Below are 22,849 nucleotides of genomic sequence, written 5' to 3'. Positions count from 1 at the left end.
CCTTCCCCCGGATTCTCCCGGCTGTCATGGGGCGGCTGAGCAACTAGAGTCGTCGGGGATGAGCCGACTCGACCCCCTGCCGATCAGCACCAGCACGCCCAAGGAGCGCGTCGCCTACCTGGACAACGCCCGCTACTGGGTGATGCTCCTGGTGGTCGTCGGCCACTCGCTGACCGAGCTGGTCGTGATGGACTCCGCCCGCGGCGTCTACACGTGGATCTACGCCTTCCACATGCCGTTCTTCGTCCTGATCTCGGGCTACACCGCGCGCCACTACGTCGGCGACTTCCGCCAGATCCGGCGCATCGTCTCGACGCTGATCGTTCCCTATCTGATCGTCGAGACCGGCCTGCAGCTCATCACACGGCACTACGACGGCGAGCCCGAGCACTGGATGATCCTGTCGCCGCAGTGGCTCGGCTGGTTCCTGGCCGCCCTGTTCATCTGGCGGCTGACCACGCCGATCTGGCGGGCGCTGAAGTATCCGATCACCACCGCCGTGCTGATCTCGCTGCTGTCGGGCCTCATCGAGATCCCGAACGTACTCGCGCTGCCGAAGGTCCTGGGCCTGCTGCCGTTCTACGTCATCGGCCTGCACTTCGACCGCGCGCTGTTCCTGCGCCTGGGCCGCGCCCGGATCCGGATGGCCGCCGCCGTCCTGCTGGTCGGGATGTTCGTCCTGTGCCAGCTGTACGCCCAGTCCTGGGCCGACCGCTGGCCGACGACCTGGCTGTTGTGGAAGGCCCGCTACGACGAGCTCGACGCCGGGCCGATCGAGGGCATCGCGACGCGCGCGGCCCTGCTGGTCATCGCGCTCGTGCTCACCCTGGCGGCGCTCTCGCTGGTGCCTCGGGCGCGGTCCTGGACCACGACGCTGGGCGGTCGCACCTTCTACTGCTACCTGCTGCACGGGTTCGTCATCCTCTGGCTCGACCGGCACTTCGGCCTCTGGGAGCGGATCGAGCCGTACGGCGCCACCGCCGTCCTGGGCTGCATCGTCGTGGCGATCATCGTGGCCAACGTCCTGATGACCAAGCCCGTCGCCACGGTGTTCCGCCCGGTCTTCGAGCCGCGGCTCACCTGGATGTTCCGTGATCCGCAGGAGGACTCCTACCACCGCGGCGAGCACCCGGACGTGTGGGACCGCGGCGTCAACGAGGCCCTCCCGCCGCGGATGGACGTGCCTCTCAGTCCTCGGCTGCGCTGACGGCCGCCAGCCCGTCGCCGGGCATGACGAAGGGGCCCTGCCGGATCGGCAGGGCCCCTTCGCGGTGACTCAGTGACTCAGTTGTCGAAGCTGAAGTCGTAGTCGTCCAACGCCACCGGCGCCGCGTCCGATGCTCCGAACTGGTAGTCGAAGCTGTCGTAGCCGGTGACCGCGTAGGCGTTCTGACGCGCCTCCTCGGTCGGCTCGACCCGGATGTTGCGGTACCGCTCCAGGCCGGTGCCGGCCGGGATCAGCTTGCCGATGATGATGTTCTCCTTCAGACCGCGCAGCGAGTCCGACTTGCCCTGGATCGCGGCCTCGGTGAGGACGCGGGTCGTCTCCTGGAAGGAGGCGGCCGACAGCCAGGACTCGACGGCCAGCGAGGCCTTCGTGATGCCCATCAGGACCGGACGACCGGAGGCAGGGGTGCCGCCCTCGGCCACCACGCGGCGGTTCTCCTCCTCGAAGACCGCGCGGTCCGCGAGGTCGCCGGGGATCAGTCGCGCGTCGCCCTGCTCGATGACCGTCACGCGACGGAGCATCTGGCGAACGATGATCTCGATGTGCTTGTCGTGGATCGCCACGCCCTGGCTGCGGTAGACCTCCTGGACCTCGTCGACCAGGTGCTCCTGAGCCCGGCGGACACCCAGGATGCGCAGAACCTCCTGCGGATCCGGAGTACCGTGCGTCAGCTGCTGACCGACCTCGACCGTGTCGTTGTCCTGGATCAGCAGGCGCGCACGCTTGGTGACCGGGTACTCGACCGGCTCGCCACCGTTGTCCGGCGTGACGACCAGCTTGCGGCCCTTGTCCGAGTCGTCGATCGTGACACGACCGGCGGCCTCGGTGATCGGCGCCTTGCCCTTGGGCTGACGGGCCTCGAAGAGCTCGACGACGCGCGGCAGACCGTGGGTGATGTCGTCACCGGCCACACCACCGGTGTGGAAGGTACGCATCGTCAGCTGGGTGCCGGGCTCACCGATCGACTGGGCCGCGATGGTACCGACGGCCTCGCCGATGTCGACGAGCTTGCCGGTGGCCAGCGAACGGCCGTAGCACTTGGCGCACGTGCCGGTCTTGGCATCGCAGGTCAGGACCGTGCGCACCTTGATCGACTCGACGCCCGAGGCGATGAGGTGGTGGATCTCGACGTCGCCGAGGTCCTCACCTGCACCGACCAGCACCTCGCCGGTCTCCGGGTGGACGATGTCGACCGCCGCGTTGCGGGCGTAGGCCGACGTCTCGACGTTCTCGGCGGCGACGAGCGTGCCGTCGTCGAGTCGCGTCGCGATCGTCTTGGGCAGACCACGCTCGGTGCCGCAGTCCTCCTCGCGGATGATGACGTCCTGGCTGACGTCGACCAGACGACGGGTCAGGTAACCCGAGTCGGCCGTACGCAGCGCGGTGTCGGCCAGGCCCTTACGAGCACCGTGGGTCGCGATGAAGTACTCGACGACCGACAGGCCCTCGCGGTAGTTCGCCTTGATCGGGCGCGGGATGATCTCGCCCTTCGGGTTCGCCACCAGGCCTCGCATGGCGGCGATCTGACGCAGCTGCATCATGTTGCCGCGAGCACCGGAGTTGACCATCATCCAGATCGGGTTGTCCCCGCTGGCCTTGAACAGCTCCTCCATCGTCGAGGCGACCTCGGCCGTGGCCTGGGTCCAGATCTCGATGAGCTCCTGACGACGCTCGTCCTCGGTGATGAGACCGCGGTCGAACTGCTGCTGGACCTTGGCGGCCTGACCCTCGTACTTCTCGAGGATCTCGACCTTGTCCTGCGGGCTGACGACGTCATCCATCGAGATGGTGACACCCGAGCGGGTCGCCCAGTGGAAGCCGGCGTCCTTCAGGTTGTCCAGCGCCACCGCCACGTCGACCTTGCTGTAGCGCTCGGCGAGGTCGTTGACGATGACGCCGAGCTCCTTCTTGCCGACCTGGAAGTTCACGAACGGGTAGTCCGCGGGCAGCGTCTCGTTGAAGATCGCCCGGCCGAGCGTGGTCTCGCGGATCTCGCCGTCGATGCGGATCTTGACCTTGCTCTGCAGCGTGATCTCGCCACGCTCGAACGCCATCGTCGCCTCGGAGGTCGAGCTGAAGGCACGACCCTCGCCCACGTGACCGTCACGGTCGAGCGTGAGGAAGTACAGACCGATGATCATGTCCTGGGTGGGCATGGTGACCGGTCGGCCGTCCGACGGCTTCAGGATGTTGTTCGTCGAGAGCATCAGGACGCGGGCCTCGGCCTGAGCCTCGGCCGACAGCGGCAGGTGCACGGCCATCTGGTCACCATCGAAGTCGGCGTTGAAGGCCGAGCAGACGAGCGGGTGGATCTGGATGGCCTTGCCCTCGATCAGCTGGGGCTCGAACGCCTGGATGCCCAGACGGTGCAGCGTGGGCGCGCGGTTGAGCAGCACGGGGTGCTCGGTGATGACCTCTTCGAGGACATCCCACACGACCGGACGAGCACGCTCGACCATGCGCTTGGCGCTCTTGATGTTCTGCGCGTGGTTCAGGTCGACCAGGCGCTTCATCACGAACGGCTTGAACAGCTCGAGCGCCATCTGCTTGGGCAGACCGCACTGGTGCAGCTTGAGCTGCGGGCCGACGACGATGACCGAACGGCCCGAGTAGTCGACGCGCTTGCCGAGCAGGTTCTGACGGAACCGGCCCTGCTTGCCCTTGAGCATGTCCGAGATCGACTTCAGGGGACGGTTGCCCGGACCCGTGACGGGACGACCACGGCGGCCGTTGTCGAACAGCGAGTCGACGGCCTCCTGCAGCATCCGCTTCTCGTTGTTGACGATGATCTCGGGCGCGCCGAGGTCGAGCAGTCGCTTGAGGCGGTTGTTGCGGTTGATGACGCGGCGGTACAGGTCGTTCAGGTCGGAGGTGGCGAAACGGCCACCGTCGAGCTGGACCATCGGGCGCAGCTCCGGCGGGATGACCGGGACGGCGTCCAGGACCATGCCGGCCGGGTTGTTCTCGCTGCCCATGAACGCCGAGACGACCTTGAGCCGCTTCAGGGCACGCGTCTTGCGCTGGCCCTTGCCGGTCGCGATGATCTCGCGCAGCGACTCGGCCTCGGCCACGAGGTCGAAGTCCTGCAGGCGCTTCTGGATCGCCGCAGCGCCCATGTAGCCGTCGAAGTACTTGCCGAAGCGGTACTGCATCTCGCGGAACAGCAGCTCGTCACCCTCGAGGTCCTGGACCTTGAGGTTCTTGAACCGGTCCCAGACCTCCTGGATGCGGGCGATCTCACGGTCGTGACGATCGCGCAGCTGACCCATCTCACGCTCGGCCGCATCGCGGACCTTGCGCAGCTCGGCCGCCTTGGCGTCCTCGGCCTCGAGCGCCGCGGTGTCCTCCTCGAGCTTGACGGCTCGGGAGTTGATCGCGTCGTTCTTGCGGTTCTCGATCTGGTCGATCTCCTGGCGGATCTTGGCCTCGAGGCTGTCGAGGTCACGATGACGCGCGTCCTCGTCGACCGAGGTGATCATGTAGGCCGCGAAGTAGATGACCTTCTCGAGGTCCTTCGGAGCCAGATCCAGCAGGTAGCCCAGACGGCTGGGCACACCCTTGAAGTACCAGATGTGCGTGACCGGGGCGGCGAGCTCGATGTGGCCCATCCGCTCACGGCGGACCTTCGAGCGCGTCACCTCGACGCCGCAGCGCTCACAGATGATGCCCTTGAAGCGCACGCGCTTGTACTTGCCGCAGTAGCACTCCCAGTCCCGGGTGGGACCGAAGATCTTCTCGCAGAAGAGGCCGTCACGCTCGGGCTTGAGCGTGCGGTAGTTGATCGTCTCCGGCTTCTTGACCTCACCGAACGACCAATTGCGAATGTCGTCGGCGGTCGCGAGACCGATCTTGATCTGATCGAAGAAGTTCACGTCGAGCACGGTGTCTTCTTTCCCTTTCGAAGTTCTGAGTGGGTGTCCGGTGCTCAGAGCTCGTCGACGGACGACGGCTCGCGGCGGGACAGGTCGATACCGAGCTCTTCAGCGGCGCGGAAGAACTCCTCCTCGGAGTCCTTCATCTCGACGGCACTGCCGTCGGCCGAGAGCACTTCGACGTTGAGACACAGCGACTGCATCTCCTTGACGAGAACCTTGAACGACTCGGGGATTCCCGGCTCGGGGACGTTCTCGCCCTTCACGATGGCTTCGTACACCTTGACGCGGCCGACGATGTCGTCGGACTTGATCGTCAGCAGCTCCTGCAGCGCGTAGGCGGCACCGTAGGCCTCGAGGGCCCAGACCTCCATCTCACCGAAGCGCTGGCCACCGAACTGGGCCTTACCGCCGAGCGGCTGCTGGGTGATCATCGAGTACGGGCCGGTCGAGCGCGCGTGGATCTTGTCGTCGACCAGGTGGTGCAGCTTCAGCATGTACATGTAGCCGACGCTGATCGGGCCGGGGAACTTCTCGCCGCTACGACCGTCGAAGAGCACCGCCTTGCCATCGGGCTGAACCATGCGGTTGCCGTCACGGTTCGGACGCGTGTTGGACAGCAGACCGGAGATCTCGTCCTCGCGCGCACCGTCGAACACCGGGGTGGCGATATTCGTGTTCGGCGGAGCCGAGTCGGCACCGATCTTGCGCAGGCGCTCGGCCCACTCGTCCTTGACGTCGGCCGGGACTTCCCAGCCCGCCTTGGCGATCCAGCCCAGGTGGTTCTCCAGGACCTGGCCGACGTTCATACGACCGGGCACACCGAGCGGGTTCAGGACGATGTCGACCGCCGTGCCGTCCTCGAGGAACGGCATGTCCTCGATGGGCAGGATCTTGGCGATGACGCCCTTGTTGCCGTGACGGCCGGCGAGCTTGTCGCCGTGGCTGATCTTGCGCTTCTGGGCCACGTAGACGCGGACCAGCTGGTTCACGCCGGGGCTGAGCTCGTCACCCTCGGACGCGTCGAAGACGCGCACGCCGATGACGGTGCCGGACTCGCCGTGCGGGACCTTGAGCGAGGTGTCGCGCACCTCGCGCGCCTTCTCGCCGAAGATCGCGCGCAGCAGGCGCTCCTCGGGGGTCAGCTCGGTCTCGCCCTTGGGCGTGACCTTGCCGACGAGGATGTCGCCGTTGCCGACCTCGGCGCCGATGCGGATGATGCCGCGCTCGTCGAGGTTGGCGAGGGTCTCCTCGCTGACGTTCGGGACGTCACGGGTGATCTCCTCCGGGCCCAGCTTGGTGTCGCGGGCGTCGACCTCGTGCTCCTCGATGTGGATCGAGGTCAGCAGGTCGTCCTGGACGACGCGCTGGGACAGGATGATCGCGTCCTCGTAGTTGTGGCCCTGCCACGGCATGAAGGCGACGAGCAGGTTGGTGCCCAGCGCCATCTCACCGTGATCGGTGCAGGGACCGTCGGCCAGCGGCGTGCCGACCTCGACCCGCTGCCCCTCGCGGACCAGCGGACGCTGGTTCGTGCAGGTGCCCTGGTTCGAGCGACGGAACTTCGCCAGGCGGTACGTGGTGTACGTGCCCTCGTCCTCCATGATCTCGACGGAGTCCGCCGAGACCTCCTTGACGACGCCGGCCTTCTTGGCGACGGTGACGTCACCGGCGTCGACGGCGGCGCGGTACTCCATGCCGGTGCCGACGAGCGGGGCGTCGTTGCGGATCAGCGGGACGGCCTGACGCTGCATGTTGGCGCCCATGAGCGCGCGGTTCGCGTCGTCGTGCTCGAGGAACGGGATCAGGGCCGTGGCCACCGACACCATCTGGCGCGGCGACACGTCCATGTAGTCGACCTCGGCGGCCGGGCGGAGCTCGGCCTCGCCGCCACGCTGGCGAACCAGCACGGCGTCCTCGGCGAAGGAGCCGTCCTCGTTGAGCAGGGAGTTGGCCTGCGCGACGATGTAGCGATCCTCGTCCGTGGCGGTCAGGTAGTCGATCTGGTCGCTGACCTTGCCGTCGATGACGCGGCGGTACGGCGTCTCGACGAAGCCGAACGGGTTGATCCGACCGAAGGACGCCAGCGAGCCGATCAGGCCGATGTTCGGGCCTTCCGGGGTCTCGATGGGGCACATGCGGCCGTAGTGCGACGGGTGGACGTCACGGACCTCGTAGCCGGCGCGCTCACGCGACAGACCACCCGGGCCGAGGGCCGACAGACGACGCTTGTGCGTCAGGCCCGCGAGCGGGTTGTTCTGGTCCATGAACTGCGACAGCTGGCTGGTGCCGAAGAACTCCTTCAGCGCCGCGGTGATCGGGCGGATGTTGATCAGGGTCTGCGGCGTGATGGCCTCGACGTCCTGGGTCGTCATCCGCTCGCGCACGACGCGCTCCATGCGGGCCAGGCCCGTACGCAGCTGGTTCTGGATGAGCTCGCCCACGGTGCGCATGCGGCGGTTGCCGAAGTGGTCGATGTCGTCGGCCTCGACCGGAATGGTGCCGGTCGGGGTCTCGAGCTCGGTCGCACCGTCGTGCAGCGCGACGACGTAGCGGATCGTGGCGACGACGTCGTCGAGCGTCAGGGTCTGCTGGTCGAAGGCGGCGTCGGTGCCGAGCTTCTTGTTGATCTTGTGACGACCGACCTTGGCCGTGTCGTAGCGCTTCGGGTTGAAGTAGTAGTTCTCCAACAGGGTCTGCGCGGCCTCGACCGACGGCGGCTCGCCCGGACGCAGCTTGCGGTAGATGTCGATCAGCGAGCGACGGGTGACCTCGGCGTCGACCATCTCGTTGGTGACGGCGGCGTCGCGGGCCTTCTTCTCGAGCTCCTCGCGGACGACGTCACTGCGGACCGAGTCCTTCTCCATCGTCAGACGGACGGACTCGTACTGGCCGAAGTCCTCGAGGATGCGCTCCTCGGTGAAGCCGAGCGCCTTGAGCAGCATCGTGACGGACTGCTTGCGCTTGCGGTCGAGACGGACGCCGACGATGTCGCGCTTGTCGATCTCGAACTCGAGCCAGGCACCACGCGAGGGAATGACGCGCGCCGTGAAGATGTCCTTGTCGGACGTCTTGTCGGCGGTGCGCTCGAAGTAGACGCCCGGCGAGCGGACCAGCTGGGAGACGACGACACGCTCGGTGCCGTTGATGATGAAGGTGCCCTTGTCGGTCATGAGCGGGAACTCGCCCATGAAGACGGTCTGGCTCTTGATCTCGCCGGTCTCGTTGTTCATGAACTCGGCGGTGACGAACAGGGGGGCGGCGTACGTGACGTCGCGGTCCTTGCAGTCCTCGACGGAGTACTTGGCCGGCTCGAACCGGTGATCGCGGAACGACAGGCTCATCGTCTCGGAGAAGTCCTCGATGGGACTGATCTCCTCGAAGATCTCCTCCAGGCCGGACTTGGCCGAGACATCGTTGCGGCCCGCAGCCAGATCGGCTTCGACGCGCTCGCGCCAGGCGTCGCTACCGATCAGCCAGTCGAAGCTGTCGGTCTGCAGGGAGAGGAGTTCGGGAACCTCGAGCGGTTCGGCGATTTTCGCGAAAGAGATACGCGGGTTGCTGCTGTGGTTCGGGTGTGCGGCGGTACGCGAGGCGGCCAAGAGAAGTCCTTCCGAAGGAACTCGCATGCGATGAACGTGGCGGTTCTGTACTCTTCAGTTGTCGACGCGCGGCTCTCGCCGCACGAAGTCACGCGGCTGGTGCCGCGAGCGCGCACGCTTCAGGAGCCCTGTCAAGGCGTGTCCACCACGGACAGCACAGTTCGAGGGCATGGCAAAGTGGGTGCGAACCTTAAGACTAACCCGACGACACACCGATATCAACCCCGGGTCTTGACAAGGCCGACAGGATCGGGGACGATCATTCGTTTCCCCCCTGCCATTGCGGCGATTTCCGCCTATATCAGGTACGCCGAAGGCGCCCGCCCCCGGGGGGACGAGCGCCTTCGAAACTGCGGTCAGCCGAAGATCACTTGAGGGTGATCGTGGCGCCGGCGGCCTCGAGGGCCTCCTTCGCCTTCTCGGCGGCGTCCTTGTTGACGCCCTCGAGGATGGCCTTGGGGGCGCTCTCGACGAGGTCCTTGGCCTCCTTCAGGCCCAGGCTCGTGAGGCCGCGGACCTCCTTGATGACCTGGATCTTCTTGTCGCCAGCGGCCTCGAGGACGACGTCGAACTCGTCCTTCTCCTCGGCGGCAGCGGCGTCGCCGCCACCCGCCGGGGCGCCAGCGGCGGCCACGGCCACCGGAGCGGCGGCGGTGACCTCGAAGGTCTCCTCGAACTGCTTCACGAACTCGGAGAGCTCGATCAGCGTCATTTCCTTGAAGGCATCCAGCAGTTCATCGGTGCTCAGCTTCGCCATAGTGGCGTCCTTTCGACAATGAGACCCCGAGGGGGTCCCGATGGTGATCGGGGCGGTTCAGCCCTCGGTGTTCTCGGTGTCCGACTCGGCCGCGGGGGCCTCGTCGGCAGGTGCCTGCTCGGCGGTCTCGGCGGCGGGAGCTCCCGCAGCCAGGACCGACGGATCGGCTTCGGCCTTCGCCTGCAGCGCCGCCATGGTGCGGACTGCCTGCGAGAGCGGGGCGTTGAAGAGCCCCGCGGCCTTGGCCAGGTTGGCCTTGAGGCCGCCAGCGAGCATCGCGAGGAGAACCTCGCGCGACTCGAGGTCGGCCAACGTGTTGATCTCGTCCGCGGAGAGGGTCTTCCCGTCGAGGAAGCCACCCTTCAGGACGAGAGCGGGGTTAGCCTTCGCGAAGTCACGCAGACCCTTCGCCGCGTCGACCGGATCGCCCGTGATGAAGGCGATCGCGGTGGGACCGGTGAGCAACGACTCGTCGAGCTCGATTCCGGCATCCCGCGCAGCGATCTTGGTCAGCGTGTTCTTGGCGACGGCATAGCTCGCGGCATCGCCAAGCGCGCGCCGCAAATCATGCAGCTGCTTGACGTTGAGGCCGCGGTACTCGGTGAGCACCGCGCCGTTGGACTCGCGGAAGTTGTCCGCGAGCTCGGCGACGGCTGCTGCCTTGTCCGGGCGTGCCATGGGTCTCCTTCACTGTCATGCGAAGACCACCTGGCACGAAAAAGCGTCCCGTGCGTAGGCACAGGACGCTCGATGTGAACGCAGGGACGAACCCTGATCTGAACCTACGCGGGCCGCCCTTGCGGGCGCTTCGGGTGACTCGTGGGAGACACCACCGGCGGTCTTCGGCTCGTCCAGTCTAGGCGGACGCGTGCCGTAACTCCAAATCGGTGCGCTCAGCCGCGTGCGGCGCCCAGGCCGGCCAGTCCCGCGAGGGGGTTGCTGTCGGTGATCTGCGACTTCGCCGGGGCCGTGACCTCGACCGGCTCGCCCCACTTCGTCCAGTCGACGGTGACCGGCTCGTCGCCGAAGTCCATCGTCATCTGACGCATGAGGTCGTCGGAGCCGACCAGGAGCGTGTACTCGACCTGCTTCGGCACGGAGGACTTCGAGCCCGCCGTGCCCCGGTTCTGGTGCTTCATCACCTTGGCGGTGTCGAGGACGAGCCGCAGCCTGGTGGTCTCGACTCCGTCGACGGTGCCGCCGTCGCCCTGGTTCTCGAACTCCACCAGAGCCGATCGGAAGGACTTCAACTGCTTGGCCGGATCGATCTGCCCGGTGAGCGAGCCGTACTCCCGCGTCATCGGGTCGTTCGGATCGGTGAGGTCGACCTTGACGAACTTGCCCTCGCTCAGGGCGCCGAGCTTCAGGTAGGCGACGCCGTCGACCATGCGCAGCTCCATCGCCATCTGGCCCACGTCCAAGGTCAGGCGGGTGCGCGCATCCTCGACGTCCTCGCCCAGCTGCACGTCACCGTCGAGGGCCAGCGTACGCCCGTTCGAGTCCGTCGACATCTGCAGATGCGTGCTGCCGGCCTTCGCCTGGGCCGCGCCGATCCGCTCGACGAAGTTGTCGCGCGTCAGCTCGCCGGCGGCCGGTGCCGCGGCCGGCTTCGCCTCGGCCGACGCCGACGACGTGGCGGCAGCCGCAGTGGTGTCGTCACCGCCGGAGCCCGCACAGGCGGACAGGGCCAGCAGGGCGGCGGCGGGCAGGATCGCGAGCGACTTCCTCATGGGCCGAGACTACCCGCGCCCGCCTCGCCCGCGGCCCGTTCGCGACGACGGGGACAAACGAACGACGCCGCCTCCCCGCAGGGAGACGGCGTCGTCGTGGAGCTGGTGGCTCAGGCCTCGTCGGCGCCCGCGAAGTTGCGCGTGCGCGACGGGTCGACCGGGATGCCGGGGCCGTTCGTCGTGGAGATCGTGGCCTTCTTGATGTAGCGGCCCTTCGAGCTGGCCGGCTTGAGACGCAGGATCTCCTCGATGGCCGTGCCGTAGTTCTCGGCGAGCTGCTCGGCGCTGAACGACGCCTTGCCCACCACGAAGTGCACGTTGGCGTGACGATCGACGCGGAACTCGATCTTGCCGCCCTTGATGTCGCCGACGGCCTTCGCGACGTCCGTCGTGACGGTGCCGGTCTTGGGGTTCGGCATCAGGTTGCGCGGACCGAGGACGCGGCCGAGGCGACCGACCTTGCCCATCATGTCCGGCGTGGCGACGACGGCGTCGAAGTCGAGCCAGCCCTCGTTGATCTTGTCGACGAGCTCGTCGGAGCCGACGAAGTCGGCGCCGGCCTCACGAGCGGCATCGGCGTTGGCGCCGGTGGCGAAGACCAGGACCCGGGCGGTCTTGCCGGTTCCGTGCGGCAGGTTGACGGTGCCGCGCACCATCTGGTCGGCCTTACGGGGATCGACGCCGAGACGCACGACGGCGTCGACGGTCGAGTCGTACTTCTTGGAGCCGGACTCCTTGGCCAGAGTCGTGGCCTGCAGGGGCGTGTAGAGCGCGTCGCGATCGATCTTGTCGGCGACGGCGCGGTACGCCTTGCTGTGCTGTGTCATGACTGGTTTCCTTCTTTTTCAAGACATTGCTGTCTGTTGCTACCAGATGTGGTGCGGGCCCAGCTGGCCCTCCCACGGGGGATCGGCGGTCGGGAGACCACCGGGGTGATCACTTGTCGATGGTGACGCCCATGGAGCGGGCGGTTCCCTCGACGATCTTCATGGCGCCATCGATGTCGTTGGCGTTGATGTCGGGCATCTTGGTCTGGGCGATCTCGCGCACCTGGTCCCGGGTCAGCTTGCCGACCTTGTCGGTGTTCGGCGACGACGAGCCCTTGGCCAGGCCAGCGGCCTTCTTGATCAGCTCAGCGGCCGGCGGGGTCTTCGTGATGAACGTGAACGAGCGATCTTCGTAGATCGTGATCTCGACGGGGATGACGTTGCCGGCCATGGACTCGGTCTGGGCGTTGTACGCCTTGCAGAAGTCCATGATGTTGACGCCGTGCGGGCCGAGCGCGGTACCGACGGGCGGTGCCGGGTTGGCCTTGCCGGCCTGCAGCTGCACCTTGACGACAGCCGCGACCTTCTTCTTGGGAGGCATTTCGGGTCCTTCTTACTGTGTTGTTCGTTCTGTGTCCGACGCCGCTCGTTCATGCGACGCCGGGACCTTCGATCGCGGGGCGATCAAACCTTCTGGATGTAGTCGAACGGCAGCTCGACCGAGGTCTCGCGACCGAAGATCTCGACGAGGCCCTTGACCTTCTGGCCGTCGATGTTGATCTCGGTCACGGTCGCGTGCAGCGTCGCGAACGGGCCGTCGATGACGAGCACCGAGTCGCCGGGGGCGAAATCGCTGAACTCGACGCGCGCCTGCGCGGGCTGCTGCGGCTCGGCCGTGGCGGTCGCCTCGGCAGCGGCCTCGGCCTCGACGGCCGGGGCGAGCATCTTCTCGACCTCGGACAGGCTCAGCGGCACCGGCTGGTGCGTGTTGCCCACGAAGCCGGTGACCGACGGGGTGTGGCGCACGACGCCCCACGAGTCGTCGGTCAGATCCATGCGCACGAGCACGTAGCCCGGGAGCACGGTGCGACGAACCAGCTTGCGCTGGCCGTTCTTGATCTCGGCGACCTCTTCGGTCGGCACGACGATCTCGTGGATGTAGTCCTCGGCGTTGAGCGCGACCTTGCGGTTCTCGAGGTTCTGCTGGACGCGCTTCTCCATGCCGGCGTACGTGTGGATGACGTACCAGTCGCCGGGCTGGCTCCAGAGCCGGTCGCGGAACTCCTGCAGCGGGTCGGTGGCCTGCTCGGCCTCGTCCTCGGCGGGGGTCTCGTCAGTCTCGGCCTGGTCGGTGTCGTCCTGGTCGGTGTCGGAGGCGTCCGCCTCGACGGCAGCCTCGTCCACGCTGTCGGTGTCGGCAGCGGTCTCGTCGGCCGACACCTCATCGGTGGACGTCTCGTCCACGGGGGCGCCGGTCTCGTCGAATGCGGAGGTCACGAAGTGTCAGTCCTTGGGTTAGGCGAAGATCTGGAACATGGCCTTGCCGAACCCGAAGTCCAGCGCGGCGACGAACGCCATCATGATCAACACGAAGACGAGCACGACGAAGAAGTAGTTGACGACCTGCGGGCGGGTCGGCCAGACCACCTTGCGCAGCTCGGCGACCACCTGGCGGTAGAACGTGAGCGGGGACGTGCGCTTGGCGCGCGTCCCGGCCAGTTCGTGATTCTCGCTCACGGTGCTCCTTCGTCGAACGTCGTCGGCCCGGAGGCCGACCTTGCAGGGCACGAGGGACTTGAACCCCCAACCTTCGGTTTTGGAGACCGATGCGCTACCAGTTGCGCCAGTGCCCTTCGCCCGATTCCGGGCATGACGAAACAGGGTATGTTTCGCCGGTTTCGTCAAGCATACGCGGCCCGGTCGAGAAAGTGAAACTCGGTCCCACCGGACGCCGTTCGGCCACGGCGCCGGGGCCGTGACAGCATGGCGGTGTGCGGCCATTGACGACGTTGCCCAAGGCTCATCTGCACCTGCACTTCACGGGCTCGATGCGCCACGGCACGCTCATCGAGCTGGCCGAGCGCGACGGCGTGCATCTGCCCGCCGCCCTTGTGGAGGAATGGCCCCCGCGGCTGTCCGCGGCCGACGAGAAGGGCTGGTTCCGCTTCCAGCGACTCTACGACGTGGCGCGCTCGGTGCTGCGCACGGAGGACGACGTGCGCCGCCTGGTGCGCGAGGCGGCCGAGGACGACGTCGCCGACGGCTCCGTCTGGACCGAGATCCAAGTCGACCCGTCCGGCTTCGCGGCGAAGTTCGGCGGCATCACGGCGTTCACCGACCTGGTCATCGACGCGGTCCGTGACGCCTCGGCGCGCACCGGACTGGGCATGAGCGTGATCGTCGCGGCCAACCGCACCCGCCACCCGCTGGACGCGCGGACGCTGGCCCGCCTCGCCGCCCAGTACGCCGGACGCGGCGTGCACGGGTTCGGGCTCTCCAACGACGAGCGGCGCGGCGACACCGCGTCCTTCGCGCCGGCGTTCGCCATCGCCCGGCGCGCCGGCCTCATCCTGGCGCCCCACGCGGGTGAGCTGCGTGGGCCCGCGCACGTCCGCCAGTGCCTGACCCATCTGGCGCCGAACCGGCTCGGCCACGGTGTCCGCGCCGTCGAGGACCCCCGGCTGCTCGATTCGCTGGCGGCCGCCGGGGTCGCGCTGGAGGTGTGCCCCGCGTCCAACGTCGCGCTCGGCGTCTACGGCACGATCGACGAGGTGCCGGTCCGAGACCTCATGGCCTCGGGCGTTCTGGTCGCCCTGGGCGCGGACGACCCCCTGCTGTTCGGGACCCGACTGGCGGGTCAGTACGCGCTGCTGCGGGCCGCCCAGAACTTCAGCGACGAGGAGCTGGCCGACCTCGCCCGTCGGTCGCTGCGCGCCTCCCAGGCACCGGAGGACCTGCGGGCCCGTGCACTGCAGGGTGTCGAGGCCTGGCTGGCCGACGAACATGGAACGATGACGCCATGAGCGAGAACCCCCCGTCGTACCCGGGCGATCCGTCCGGCGAGCAGCCGCACGACCCGCAGCCGAGTGCCGAGCAGCCCACGTACCCCGGCCAGCAGCAGCCCTACCCGGGCCAGCAGCAGCCCTACCCGGGTCAGCAGCAGCCGTACCCGGGCCAGCAGTACCCGGCGGCCGGGGGCCAGCAGTGGGGCACCCCCGCGCCGAAGCACCCCAAGGCCACCCTGGTCCTGATCCTGGGCATCCTCGGCGTGGTCGTGTGCGGCGTTCTCGCTCCGTTCGCGTGGGTCATCGGCAACCGCACGGTCGCCGAGATCGACGCCAACCCCGGCGTCTACGAGGGCCGCGGCGAGGCGCAGGCCGGCCGCATCCTGGGCATGATCGGCACCGCACTGCTGGTCTTAAGCGTCCTGGTGTTCGCCTTCTTCGTGACGCTCGCCATCATCGGCATCGCCGGCTCGTCGACCTCGACCACGACGGACTACTCCGGCGTCTCGCTGACCTCGCTGTTCTGAGTCGCCGACGGCGGCGTCCTAGACCAGGGCGTCGCCGACGAGCACCGGCTCGTTGACCAGCCGGATCCCGAACTCCCGCTCGACGCCGTCACGCACCTCGCGCGCCAGGTCGAGCAGCTCGGCGGTCGTGCCGCCACCGCGGTTCGTGAGCGCCAGCACGTGCTTGCCGGACAGGCCCACGGCGCCGCGGGTGTACCCCTTGCCGAACCCGGCATGGTCGATCAGCCACGCCGCGCTGGTCTTGACGGTGCCATCAGGCTGCTCGAAGCGCGGCGCCCCCTCCGGCAGCGCCGCCGCCGCGTCGGGCGTCAGGATCGGATTGGTGAAGAACGATCCCGCGCTCCACGTGTCGTGATCCTGCGGATCGAGCACCATCCCCTTGCCGCGCCGCAGCTCCAGGACGGTCTCGCGCACCTGCTGCAGCGGGGCCCGCTCGCCGACCTCGACGCCGAGGCGCCGGGCCAGCTCGCCGTAGCGGATGGGCGCGCTGAGCCCGCCTGCGAAGCGGAACTGGAACGCCACCGTCAGCACGACGAACCGGTCGGGCTCGGCCTTGAAGCGGCTGTGGCGATAGGAGAAGCCCAGGTTCGTGAACATGATCGTGCGCACGCGCTTCTCGTGGCGGTCCCACGTGCGGACGCTGACGATGGTGTCGGCGACCTCCTGGCCGTAGGCGCCGACGTTCTGGATCGGCGTGGCGCCGACCGATCCGGGGATGCCCGAGAGCGCCTCGACGCCCTCCCAGTCGTGCTCGACGACCTGGGCCACGAACTGGTCCCAGTCCTCGCCGGCGGCGACGGTGACCATCGCCCCGCTGCACGCGTCTGCCGAGACGTCGATGCCCCGGGTGCGGACGAGGACGACGGTGCCGTCGAACCCGGCGTCGGAGACGACCAGGTTGCTGCCGCCGCCCACCAGCAGGACGGGCTCGCCGGCCTCGTCGGCGGTGCGGACGGCGTCGATCAGCTCGGCCTCGGTGGTCGCCTCGACGACGGTCTGCGCGGGGCCGCCGAGCCGCAGGGTCGTGACCTCGGACAAGTCCATACGGTCGACGCTAGCAGTCACCGCGGCACCCCTTTCCGAACGCCGAAGACCCCCGCGCCGGCAGGCACGGGGGTCGTCGCAGGAGAAACGTCAGCGCGTCTCGCGGTGCGCCTGGTGGGCGTTGCAGCGCGCGCAGTACTTCTTGACCTCGAGACGATCGGGGTCGTTGCGACGGTTCTTCTTCGTGATGTAGTTGCGTTCCTTGCACTCGGTGCAAGCCAAGGTGATCTTGGGACGAACGTCGGAGCTCTTGCTGGCCACGGTGTGCCTCTTCTGGTCGTGCCCTTGCGAACTGGGCGTCGTTTCTTGCCTTTGTCGGTAGCTGGGGCGGGACTCGAACCCGCGACCCCACGATTATGAGTCGTGTGCTCTAACCACCTGAGCTACCCAGCCGTGGAGCGACGAGTCACCCCGCCTCTCAGAGCCCCTTTACGGAATCGAACCGTAGACCTTTTCCTTACCATGGAAACGCTCTGCCGACTGAGCTAAAGGGGCAAGCCGACAAGTAAAGATACCGGGTCGAGTGCCAGGTTCCCAAATCGGGGTACCCCCCTCTTTGACCGCCCTTGGAATCGCAGCGTTTATCGGGCCACCCGGGCGAGCCGTGACGGCCACGAGGGGCCGCCGTAGATGAACCCGGTGTACCCCTGGACGAGGTCCGCGCCGGCTTCGATCCGGGTCCTCACATCGGCCACGTCGGTGACTCCCCCGACCCCGATCAGGGTCAGGCCGTCGCCGGCGCGCGAGCGGATCGCGCGCAGCACCTCGAGCGCGCGGTCGGCCAGCACCGGGCCGGACAGCCCGCCCGCACCGGCGGCCTCGACGACCGATCGCGGAGTCCGCAGGTCGTCGGGCCGCGCGATCGTGGTGTTCGTCGCACTGATTCCGTCCAGGCCCAGCGCGAGCACCAGGTCCGTCACCCGGTCGACGTCCTCGTCGGCCAGGTCGGGCGCGATCTTGACCACGAGGGGCACCCGGCCGCCGTGGTTGCCGTCGGCGACGGCCTTGACCGCGGCGAGGATCGGCTCGAGGGACTCGACCGCCTGCAGGTCCCGCAGTCCGGGCGTGTTGGGGCTGGAGACGTTGACGACGAGGTAGTCGGCGTAGGGCGCCAGCAGACGCGCGCTCTCGACGTAGTCCTGGGCGGCGTGCTCGGCCGGCACGACCTTGGTCTTGCCGATGTTGACGCCGATCACCGCGCGCCGGCCCGCGTCCGTGCCCCGTAGCCGGTGCAGCCGCGACGCGACCTCCGCGGCGCCGTCGTTGTTGAAGCCCATCCGGTTGACGATCGCGTGGTCGTCGACGAGGCGGAAGAGCCGCGGCTTCTCGTTGCCGGGCTGCGGCTTGGCCGTGACGGTGCCGATCTCGACGTGCCCGAACCCGAGCGCCAGCAGGCCGAGGACGCCGCGAGCGTTCTTGTCGAACCCCGCCGCCAGGCCGAAGCGGTGCGGGAACTCGATCCCCATGACGGTGACCGGGCTGGGCTCCACGCGGTAGGCCAGCCGCGAGACGGGGCGTCCGGCCCGGATCGCGGCGAAGGCCCGTTCGTGGATCCGCTCGGGATCCATGCGGGCGAAGACGGAGTCGAACAGTGCGTCGTAGGCCACGGCGTCAGCCTAGGACACCGCCTCCGTCACGCCCTCGGCGCGCGAGATGTGTAGCGCTGCGTACCTTCTGGGGACCCAAAGTGTGCGGAACGCTACAGATCTCGCTGACCGGAGGTCAGTCGCGAACCCAGGCGGCGACCCACCAGAGGACGCCGTAGGGGGCGTCCGCGTAGGGCACCGAGACGCTCCACGGGCCCTCGAGGCCGGCGCCGAGGTCCGCGAGCACTCCGATGCCGCTGGCCCACAGCTCGGCCCCCAGATCGGCGTCCAGCGCCGCGAGACGACGCCCGTCGCCGGACCGGATCGCGAGGTCGACGACGTCGTCGAAGTCGAACGCCCGCTCGTCGAGGTGCCCGGGGGCCTTCTCGCTGCGCTTGGCGCTGCCGTTGGCCATCGCGAGCACGACGTCGGCGTCGGGATCGATCCGCCCGGTGAAGCCGGCCGCATCCAGCAGTGCCCTGGCCACGGGCTCGGAGAAGGGGTCCTGACCGACGATCGCCACCGCCTCGGCGTCGGCCGTCATCGCGCGGACCACACCGGTCGCGGACGCCCGCAGCTCGGCCACCGGATCGTGCAGGCTCGCGTACCGCGGCAGGAGGGCCGGGACCGGCGGCACGATCACGAGCCGGCGGATCACGCCAGCCCTCGGATCGCGCGAGCCGGCGGGCGGCGGCCGGCGATCGTCCAGGCCATGTCGACCACCTGGCGCGTCTCGGGGACCTGGTGCACCCGGTAGACGCGCGCACCGGCCGTCGCGGCGATGGCCGTGGCGGCGAGCGTGCCCAGCAGCCGCTCCCCCACCGGGAGGTCGAGCGTCTCGCCCACGAAGTCCTTGTTCGACAGGGACACGAGCACCGGCCAGCCGGTCGCGACCATCTCGTCGAGGCGGCGGGTGATCTCGAGGGAGTGGAACGTGTTCTTGCCGAAGTCGTGCGCCGGGTCGATCAGCAGGCTCTCGGGGTCCACGCCCAGCGACACGGCGCGCTCAGCCTGGGCCACCGTGGACGCGATCGCGTCGGCGACGACGTCCTCGTACTCGATCCGGTGCGGGCGCGTCCGGGGCGTCACGCCGCCGGTGTGGGTGCAGACCATGGCGACATCGAACTCGGCCGCGACCTCGGCCAGCCGTGGATCGGCGCCACCCCAGGCGTCGTTGAGCAGGTCCGCGCCGGCCTCGCACACCGCCCGGGCGACCTCGGACCGCCACGTGTCGACGCTGATGACGACGTCGGGGAACGCCTCGCGGACGCGCTCGACGAAGCCCACGACGCGGCGCTTCTCCTCCTGCGCGTCGATCTCCTCGCCGGGGGCGGCCTTGATGCCGCCGATGTCGACGATCTCAGCCCCCTCGTCGACGACCTGGCGCACCCGGTCGAAGGCCGAGTCCTCGGCCCACGTGGCGCCGCGGTCGAAGAACGAGTCGGGCGTGCGGTTGACGATCGCCATCATCAGCGTGCGGTCGTCGTCGAAGGAGTGCCGTCCCAGGCGCAGCGTCATCGCGCCACCTGCACGGCCGGTGGGCGCTCGGTGACGTCGATGTCACGGACGACCGGCGTGTAACCCGCCGCGGCCGCCCGGAACTGGCGCAGGGTGACGTCGTCGGGCACGGCCTGCCGGGTGCGCTTGAAGACGGTCGCCATGAGCTGGACCGCCATGGGACCGAGGTCGTGCAGCGACTGGTGCGAGTGCGCCCGGCGACCGAGGTCGACCTGCGCGATGGCGTCCATGCCGAGGGTGTCGGCGACGTCGATCAGCGCGGCCAGCTCGACGCCGTAGCCGACCGGGACGTGCAGCGTCTCGTACACCGACCGGCGCACGGCCCACTCGCCCGCGAGCGGCTGGACGACCTCCGAGAGCTCGGGTCGCGCGAGCGCCAGCAGGGGGCGCGCGACGAGCTCGGTGGCCCGTCCCCCGCCGTTCGGGTCGTCCGTCGAGCCGGAGCGGAACGGCCGCTCGTAGAAGCCCTTGACCAGCGCCACCGTCGGGTCGGTGAGCAGGGGTCCGAACAGGGAGGGGACGAAGTGCGTGTCCCACTCCGTGAGGTCGGCGTCGACGAACGCGATGAGGTCGCCCGTGGTGACGAACAGCGCCTTCCACATCGCCTCGCCCTTGCCGATCCGTGTGCCCAGCTCGGGGCGGACGGCAGCCAGGGAATGCACCGTGGCGCCGGCGTCGGTGGCGATCCGCGCGGTGTCGTCCGTGGACGCGCCGTCGATCACCACGAGCTCGTCGACCAGGTCGCAGCGCCGGACGAAGTCCTCGTGGATGCGCCCCACGACGTCGCCGACCGTGTCGGCCTCGTCCCGGGCCGGGATCACGACACTGAGGCGTTGGCCGGAGGCTCGCTTGGCCTCGAGCAGCTCCTCGACGGTCCACCGGCGGCCCGCGTGGGTCCTACGGTCGAACCAGGTCTGTGCCACCGGATCACCGTACCCGCGGGTCAACGCGTCTCGTCGTCGACGACCTCGCCGCCGAGCAGTCGCTCGACGAGGAAGCACGCCTGCGAGGGCGACGGAGCAGGACCCTCGGGCTCGGCAGGGGGCTCGACGTCGTCGTGTCCCATCGCGGCGATCGCCTCACGGTGGACGCGGGCGAACGCGGCGGCCCAGTCGTGCGGCAGCGCGACCGGGGGCCGGCGCGCCTCCTCCAGCAGGTCGAGCTCGTACGCGTCCGGGACGAGCTCGTAGAGCGAGAGCAACGACCGGTCCGCGCCGGGTCGGCGATCGGCGTCCGCTGAGTCCATGCCCCGACGATAGGGGCTGCGGCCGACCGAGACCATCGGCAGAACCCGAGGTCCCGAGGAACGAACGAGCCCCCGACCGATTCGGTCGGGGGCTCGGGTCACGTGGCAGGTAGAGGATTCGAACCTCTGTAGGCAATGCCGGCTGATTTACAGTCAGCTCCCTTTGGCCGCTCGGGCAACCTGCCGCAACAGTCGGCAAGATTACCCCAGCGCTCGGCGGACCCGGAAATCAGGGCGGCTAGGGTGGGGGTCATGGCCGATTCCTCCTTCGACATCGTCAGCAAGATCGACCGCCAAGAGGCCGACAACGCCCTCAACCAGGCGGCCAAGGAGATCGCGACGCGCTACGACTTCAAGAACACCGGCGCGTCCATCGAGTGGAAGGGCGAGTGGGGCATCGAGATCACCGCCAACGCCGAGGAGCGCGCGCTGGCCATCCTCGACGTCTTCCAGACCAAGCTCATCAAGCGCGGCATCAGCCTCAAGGCCTTCGAGGCCGACGATCCGCGCCAGTCGGGCAAGGACGTCAAGATCAACGGCACCTTCGGCGAGGGCATCAGCACCGAGCAGGCCAAGAAGGTCAGCAAGCTGATCCGCGACGAGGGCCCCAAGGGCGTCAAGGTGCAGATCCAGGGCGACGAGCTGCGCGTCACGAGCAAGTCGCGCGACGACCTGCAGGAGGTCATCTCGCTGGTGAAGGGCGCCGACCTCGACTTCGCGGTGCAGTTCACCAACTACCGCTGAGGACGGCGCACGGCGGCGACGACCAGCACTGCCGCCGCGATCATGAAGCACGCGCCGGTCGCGAGGGCCCACGACGCGCTCGTGGCCTCGCCCAGCGCGCCGAGGCTCACTCCCCCGGCGGCGCCCGCGCCCAGGAACGCCATCGACGCCACTGACAGCGCGGTGCCACGCTGGGCGTCGTCGACCCGGCGGTGGACGAGCGAGTTGTACATCGCGCCGGACGACGTGTGCACGAGGTAGCAGAGCCAGTAGCCGGCGACGAGAATCCCGACGCCCGTGGCCGCTGCCATGGCGACCAACCCCAGGCCCTCCACCACGAACAGGGTCGGCGTCAGGACGGCGGGTCCGACGGAGTTCAGCAGCCGGGTCGTGATCGCCGCGCCCAGGGCCGCCAGGCCCCACGCGGCGGACGAGACGATGCCGAGCCGGGACGCCGCCGACGATGAGTCTGCCGAGAACTCCGTGAGCCGCACGGGCATGAACAGCTCGAGGGCGGCGACGCCGAGGCCCACGAGCACCATCGAGGCGGACAACAGCCGCAGGCGCCGCCCGAAGGCCACCCGCACGCCGGCGACCAGGGACGCACGCCACGCCTCTCCCGACGGCCGTGCACTGCGCGAGACGGCGTCCATGAGGCGCCACGCACACGCGATCTGGACGACGACGATCCCGATCGCGACGAGGTAGGGCATCGCGAGCGTGGCCTCGGCGGACCACGGCGAGACCCGCAGCAGCCCGGCACAGATGAGGGCGCCGGTGGCCAGCGAGGCACTGATCACTCCCCCGGCCGCGGCGAGGCCGCGAGGCACCTCGTCCGCAGCGCCCCGGGCGTGCTCGGCGTCGACGAACCAGGCCTCCAGCGGGCCGCTGTCCAGCGCGCGGAACAAGCCGAGGACCGCCCACGCCAGCGCGAACGCCAGGACCGACTGCGCCGTGAACGCCACGCAGTACCCCACGATCGCCACGACGCCCGAGGCCACGAAGACCGGACGGCGTCCCCACGCGTCCGTGAGCGCACCGCTGGGGACCTCGCACAGCAGCACCACCACCCCTTGGGCCGCCATCGCCAGACCCACCTCGGCGATCGTCAGTCCGCGCTCGAGGGGGAGCAGCAGCGAGACCGGCAGCAGGAGACCGGTGGCCAGCCAGCGCAGCGCGAGAAGCAGCAGGAAGCGAGTCCGCAGCGCCATGGCGAGACTCTAGGGCGACCCCGCGGGTTCACG

General features: G+C 68.7%; 21 protein-coding genes and 4 tRNA genes. 4 read left to right on the top strand and 21 right to left on the bottom strand.

What is annotated here, in order from left to right:
• The first annotated feature begins 58 nt into the window (after window positions 1–58).
• Window positions 59–1,207, top strand: coding sequence for an acyltransferase family protein (locus tag NP095_RS02255; protein ID WP_232417654.1), 1,149 nt, complete (start codon window positions 59–61; stop codon window positions 1,205–1,207).
• Window positions 1,208–1,284: 77 nt separating this feature from the next.
• Here NP095_RS02255 and NP095_RS02250 read toward each other — a convergent pair whose 3' ends face one another.
• The 10 genes from NP095_RS02250 to NP095_RS02205 form a co-directional block, all read right to left on the bottom strand.
• The gene (locus NP095_RS02250) at window positions 1,285–5,109 is read right to left on the bottom strand and encodes a DNA-directed RNA polymerase subunit beta' (RefSeq protein ID WP_306173275.1); all 3,825 of its coding nucleotides are present in this window, start codon (window positions 5,107–5,109) and stop codon (window positions 1,285–1,287) included.
• Window positions 5,110–5,153: 44 nt separating this feature from the next.
• Window positions 5,154–8,702: a DNA-directed RNA polymerase subunit beta gene (rpoB, locus tag NP095_RS02245; RefSeq protein ID WP_232417656.1), complete on the bottom strand. Its 3,549-nt coding sequence runs from the start codon at window positions 8,700–8,702 to the stop codon at window positions 5,154–5,156.
• Between the two features lie 367 nt (window positions 8,703–9,069).
• On the bottom strand, window positions 9,070–9,459 hold the full coding sequence (rplL, locus tag NP095_RS02240; protein ID WP_154595862.1) for a 50S ribosomal protein L7/L12: 390 nt from the start codon (window positions 9,457–9,459) through the stop codon (window positions 9,070–9,072).
• Between the two features lie 57 nt (window positions 9,460–9,516).
• Window positions 9,517–10,137: a 50S ribosomal protein L10 gene (gene rplJ / locus NP095_RS02235; protein WP_232417657.1), complete on the bottom strand. Its 621-nt coding sequence runs from the start codon at window positions 10,135–10,137 to the stop codon at window positions 9,517–9,519.
• 215 nt (window positions 10,138–10,352) lie between these two features.
• Window positions 10,353–11,189: a LolA-like protein gene (locus NP095_RS02230; RefSeq protein WP_232417658.1), complete on the bottom strand. Its 837-nt coding sequence runs from the start codon at window positions 11,187–11,189 to the stop codon at window positions 10,353–10,355.
• 110 nt (window positions 11,190–11,299) lie between these two features.
• The gene (rplA, locus tag NP095_RS02225; RefSeq protein WP_232417659.1) at window positions 11,300–12,016 is read right to left on the bottom strand and encodes a 50S ribosomal protein L1; all 717 of its coding nucleotides are present in this window, start codon (window positions 12,014–12,016) and stop codon (window positions 11,300–11,302) included.
• Window positions 12,017–12,125: 109 nt separating this feature from the next.
• A complete protein-coding gene (gene rplK / locus NP095_RS02220) occupies window positions 12,126–12,557 on the bottom strand; it encodes a 50S ribosomal protein L11 (protein WP_232417660.1) in 432 nt (143 codons plus the stop codon).
• Between the two features lie 83 nt (window positions 12,558–12,640).
• Window positions 12,641–13,453, bottom strand: a complete 813-nt coding sequence (gene nusG, locus NP095_RS02215; RefSeq protein ID WP_232417661.1) for a transcription termination/antitermination protein NusG — start codon at window positions 13,451–13,453, stop codon at window positions 12,641–12,643.
• An 18-nt stretch (window positions 13,454–13,471) separates the two neighbouring features.
• On the bottom strand, window positions 13,472–13,693 hold the full coding sequence (secE, locus tag NP095_RS02210; RefSeq protein ID WP_232417662.1) for a preprotein translocase subunit SecE: 222 nt from the start codon (window positions 13,691–13,693) through the stop codon (window positions 13,472–13,474).
• Between the two features lie 43 nt (window positions 13,694–13,736).
• Window positions 13,737–13,809: transfer RNA gene (locus tag NP095_RS02205), tRNA-Trp, on the bottom strand.
• A gap of 138 nt (window positions 13,810–13,947) precedes the next feature.
• Here NP095_RS02205 and NP095_RS02200 point away from each other — a divergent pair.
• The gene (locus tag NP095_RS02200; protein ID WP_232417663.1) at window positions 13,948–14,979 is read left to right on the top strand and encodes an adenosine deaminase; all 1,032 of its coding nucleotides are present in this window, start codon (window positions 13,948–13,950) and stop codon (window positions 14,977–14,979) included.
• Window positions 14,976–15,488, top strand: coding sequence for a DUF4190 domain-containing protein (locus tag NP095_RS02195; protein ID WP_232417664.1), 513 nt, complete (start codon window positions 14,976–14,978; stop codon window positions 15,486–15,488). The genes NP095_RS02200 and NP095_RS02195 overlap by 4 nt, the downstream gene beginning before the upstream one ends.
• A gap of 18 nt (window positions 15,489–15,506) precedes the next feature.
• Here NP095_RS02195 and NP095_RS02190 read toward each other — a convergent pair whose 3' ends face one another.
• The 10 genes from NP095_RS02190 to NP095_RS02145 all read right to left on the bottom strand — a co-directional run bounded on the left by NP095_RS02190 (window position 15,507) and on the right by NP095_RS02145 (window position 21,067).
• Window positions 15,507–16,553 (bottom strand): UDP-N-acetylmuramate dehydrogenase, encoded by a 1,047-nt coding sequence (locus NP095_RS02190; RefSeq protein ID WP_256766109.1) that lies wholly within the window; start codon window positions 16,551–16,553, stop codon window positions 15,507–15,509.
• Between the two features lie 69 nt (window positions 16,554–16,622).
• Window positions 16,623–16,793: a 50S ribosomal protein L33 gene (rpmG, locus tag NP095_RS02185; RefSeq protein ID WP_078699153.1), complete on the bottom strand. Its 171-nt coding sequence runs from the start codon at window positions 16,791–16,793 to the stop codon at window positions 16,623–16,625.
• A gap of 58 nt (window positions 16,794–16,851) precedes the next feature.
• Window positions 16,852–16,925 (bottom strand) — tRNA-Met (locus NP095_RS02180).
• Between the two features lie 29 nt (window positions 16,926–16,954).
• Window positions 16,955–17,027: transfer RNA gene (locus NP095_RS02175), tRNA-Thr, on the bottom strand.
• Window positions 17,028–17,113: 86 nt separating this feature from the next.
• On the bottom strand, window positions 17,114–18,139 hold the full coding sequence (locus tag NP095_RS02170) for a quinone-dependent dihydroorotate dehydrogenase (RefSeq protein WP_232417666.1): 1,026 nt from the start codon (window positions 18,137–18,139) through the stop codon (window positions 17,114–17,116).
• A gap of 115 nt (window positions 18,140–18,254) precedes the next feature.
• On the bottom strand, window positions 18,255–18,776 hold the full coding sequence (locus tag NP095_RS02165) for a class III extradiol ring-cleavage dioxygenase family protein (protein ID WP_232417667.1): 522 nt from the start codon (window positions 18,774–18,776) through the stop codon (window positions 18,255–18,257).
• Window positions 18,773–19,636 (bottom strand): dihydropteroate synthase, encoded by an 864-nt coding sequence (folP, locus tag NP095_RS02160; RefSeq protein ID WP_232417668.1) that lies wholly within the window; start codon window positions 19,634–19,636, stop codon window positions 18,773–18,775. The genes NP095_RS02165 and folP overlap by 4 nt, the downstream gene beginning before the upstream one ends.
• Window positions 19,633–20,559 carry a glucosyl-3-phosphoglycerate synthase gene (locus NP095_RS02155; protein ID WP_232417669.1) on the bottom strand — a complete coding sequence of 309 codons (927 nt, stop codon included), beginning with the start codon at window positions 20,557–20,559 and terminating at the stop codon, window positions 19,633–19,635. Before NP095_RS02155 ends, folP begins: the two co-directional genes overlap by 4 nt.
• 20 nt (window positions 20,560–20,579) lie before the next feature.
• Window positions 20,580–20,882 carry a hypothetical protein gene (locus NP095_RS02150; RefSeq protein ID WP_232417670.1) on the bottom strand — a complete coding sequence of 101 codons (303 nt, stop codon included), beginning with the start codon at window positions 20,880–20,882 and terminating at the stop codon, window positions 20,580–20,582.
• Between the two features lie 103 nt (window positions 20,883–20,985).
• Window positions 20,986–21,067: transfer RNA gene (locus NP095_RS02145), tRNA-Tyr, on the bottom strand.
• A 67-nt stretch (window positions 21,068–21,134) separates the two neighbouring features.
• Here NP095_RS02145 and NP095_RS02140 point away from each other — a divergent pair.
• A complete protein-coding gene (locus NP095_RS02140) occupies window positions 21,135–21,626 on the top strand; it encodes a YajQ family cyclic di-GMP-binding protein (RefSeq protein ID WP_187411716.1) in 492 nt (163 codons plus the stop codon).
• Here NP095_RS02140 and NP095_RS02135 read toward each other — a convergent pair.
• Entirely contained in the window at window positions 21,617–22,816 is a 1,200-nt protein-coding gene (locus tag NP095_RS02135; protein ID WP_232417671.1) for an MFS transporter, read from the bottom strand. The genes NP095_RS02140 and NP095_RS02135 overlap by 10 nt on opposite strands.
• Window positions 22,817–22,849: the final 33 nt, after the last annotated feature.

The sequence above is a fragment of the Aeromicrobium duanguangcaii genome (assembly GCF_024508295.1).
In the GTDB taxonomy this organism is placed as follows: Bacteria; Actinomycetota; Actinomycetes; order Propionibacteriales; family Nocardioidaceae; genus Aeromicrobium; species Aeromicrobium duanguangcaii.
The sequence above is the reverse complement of the archived record's forward strand: the minus strand, read 5'-3'. Positions and strand labels throughout refer to the sequence as shown.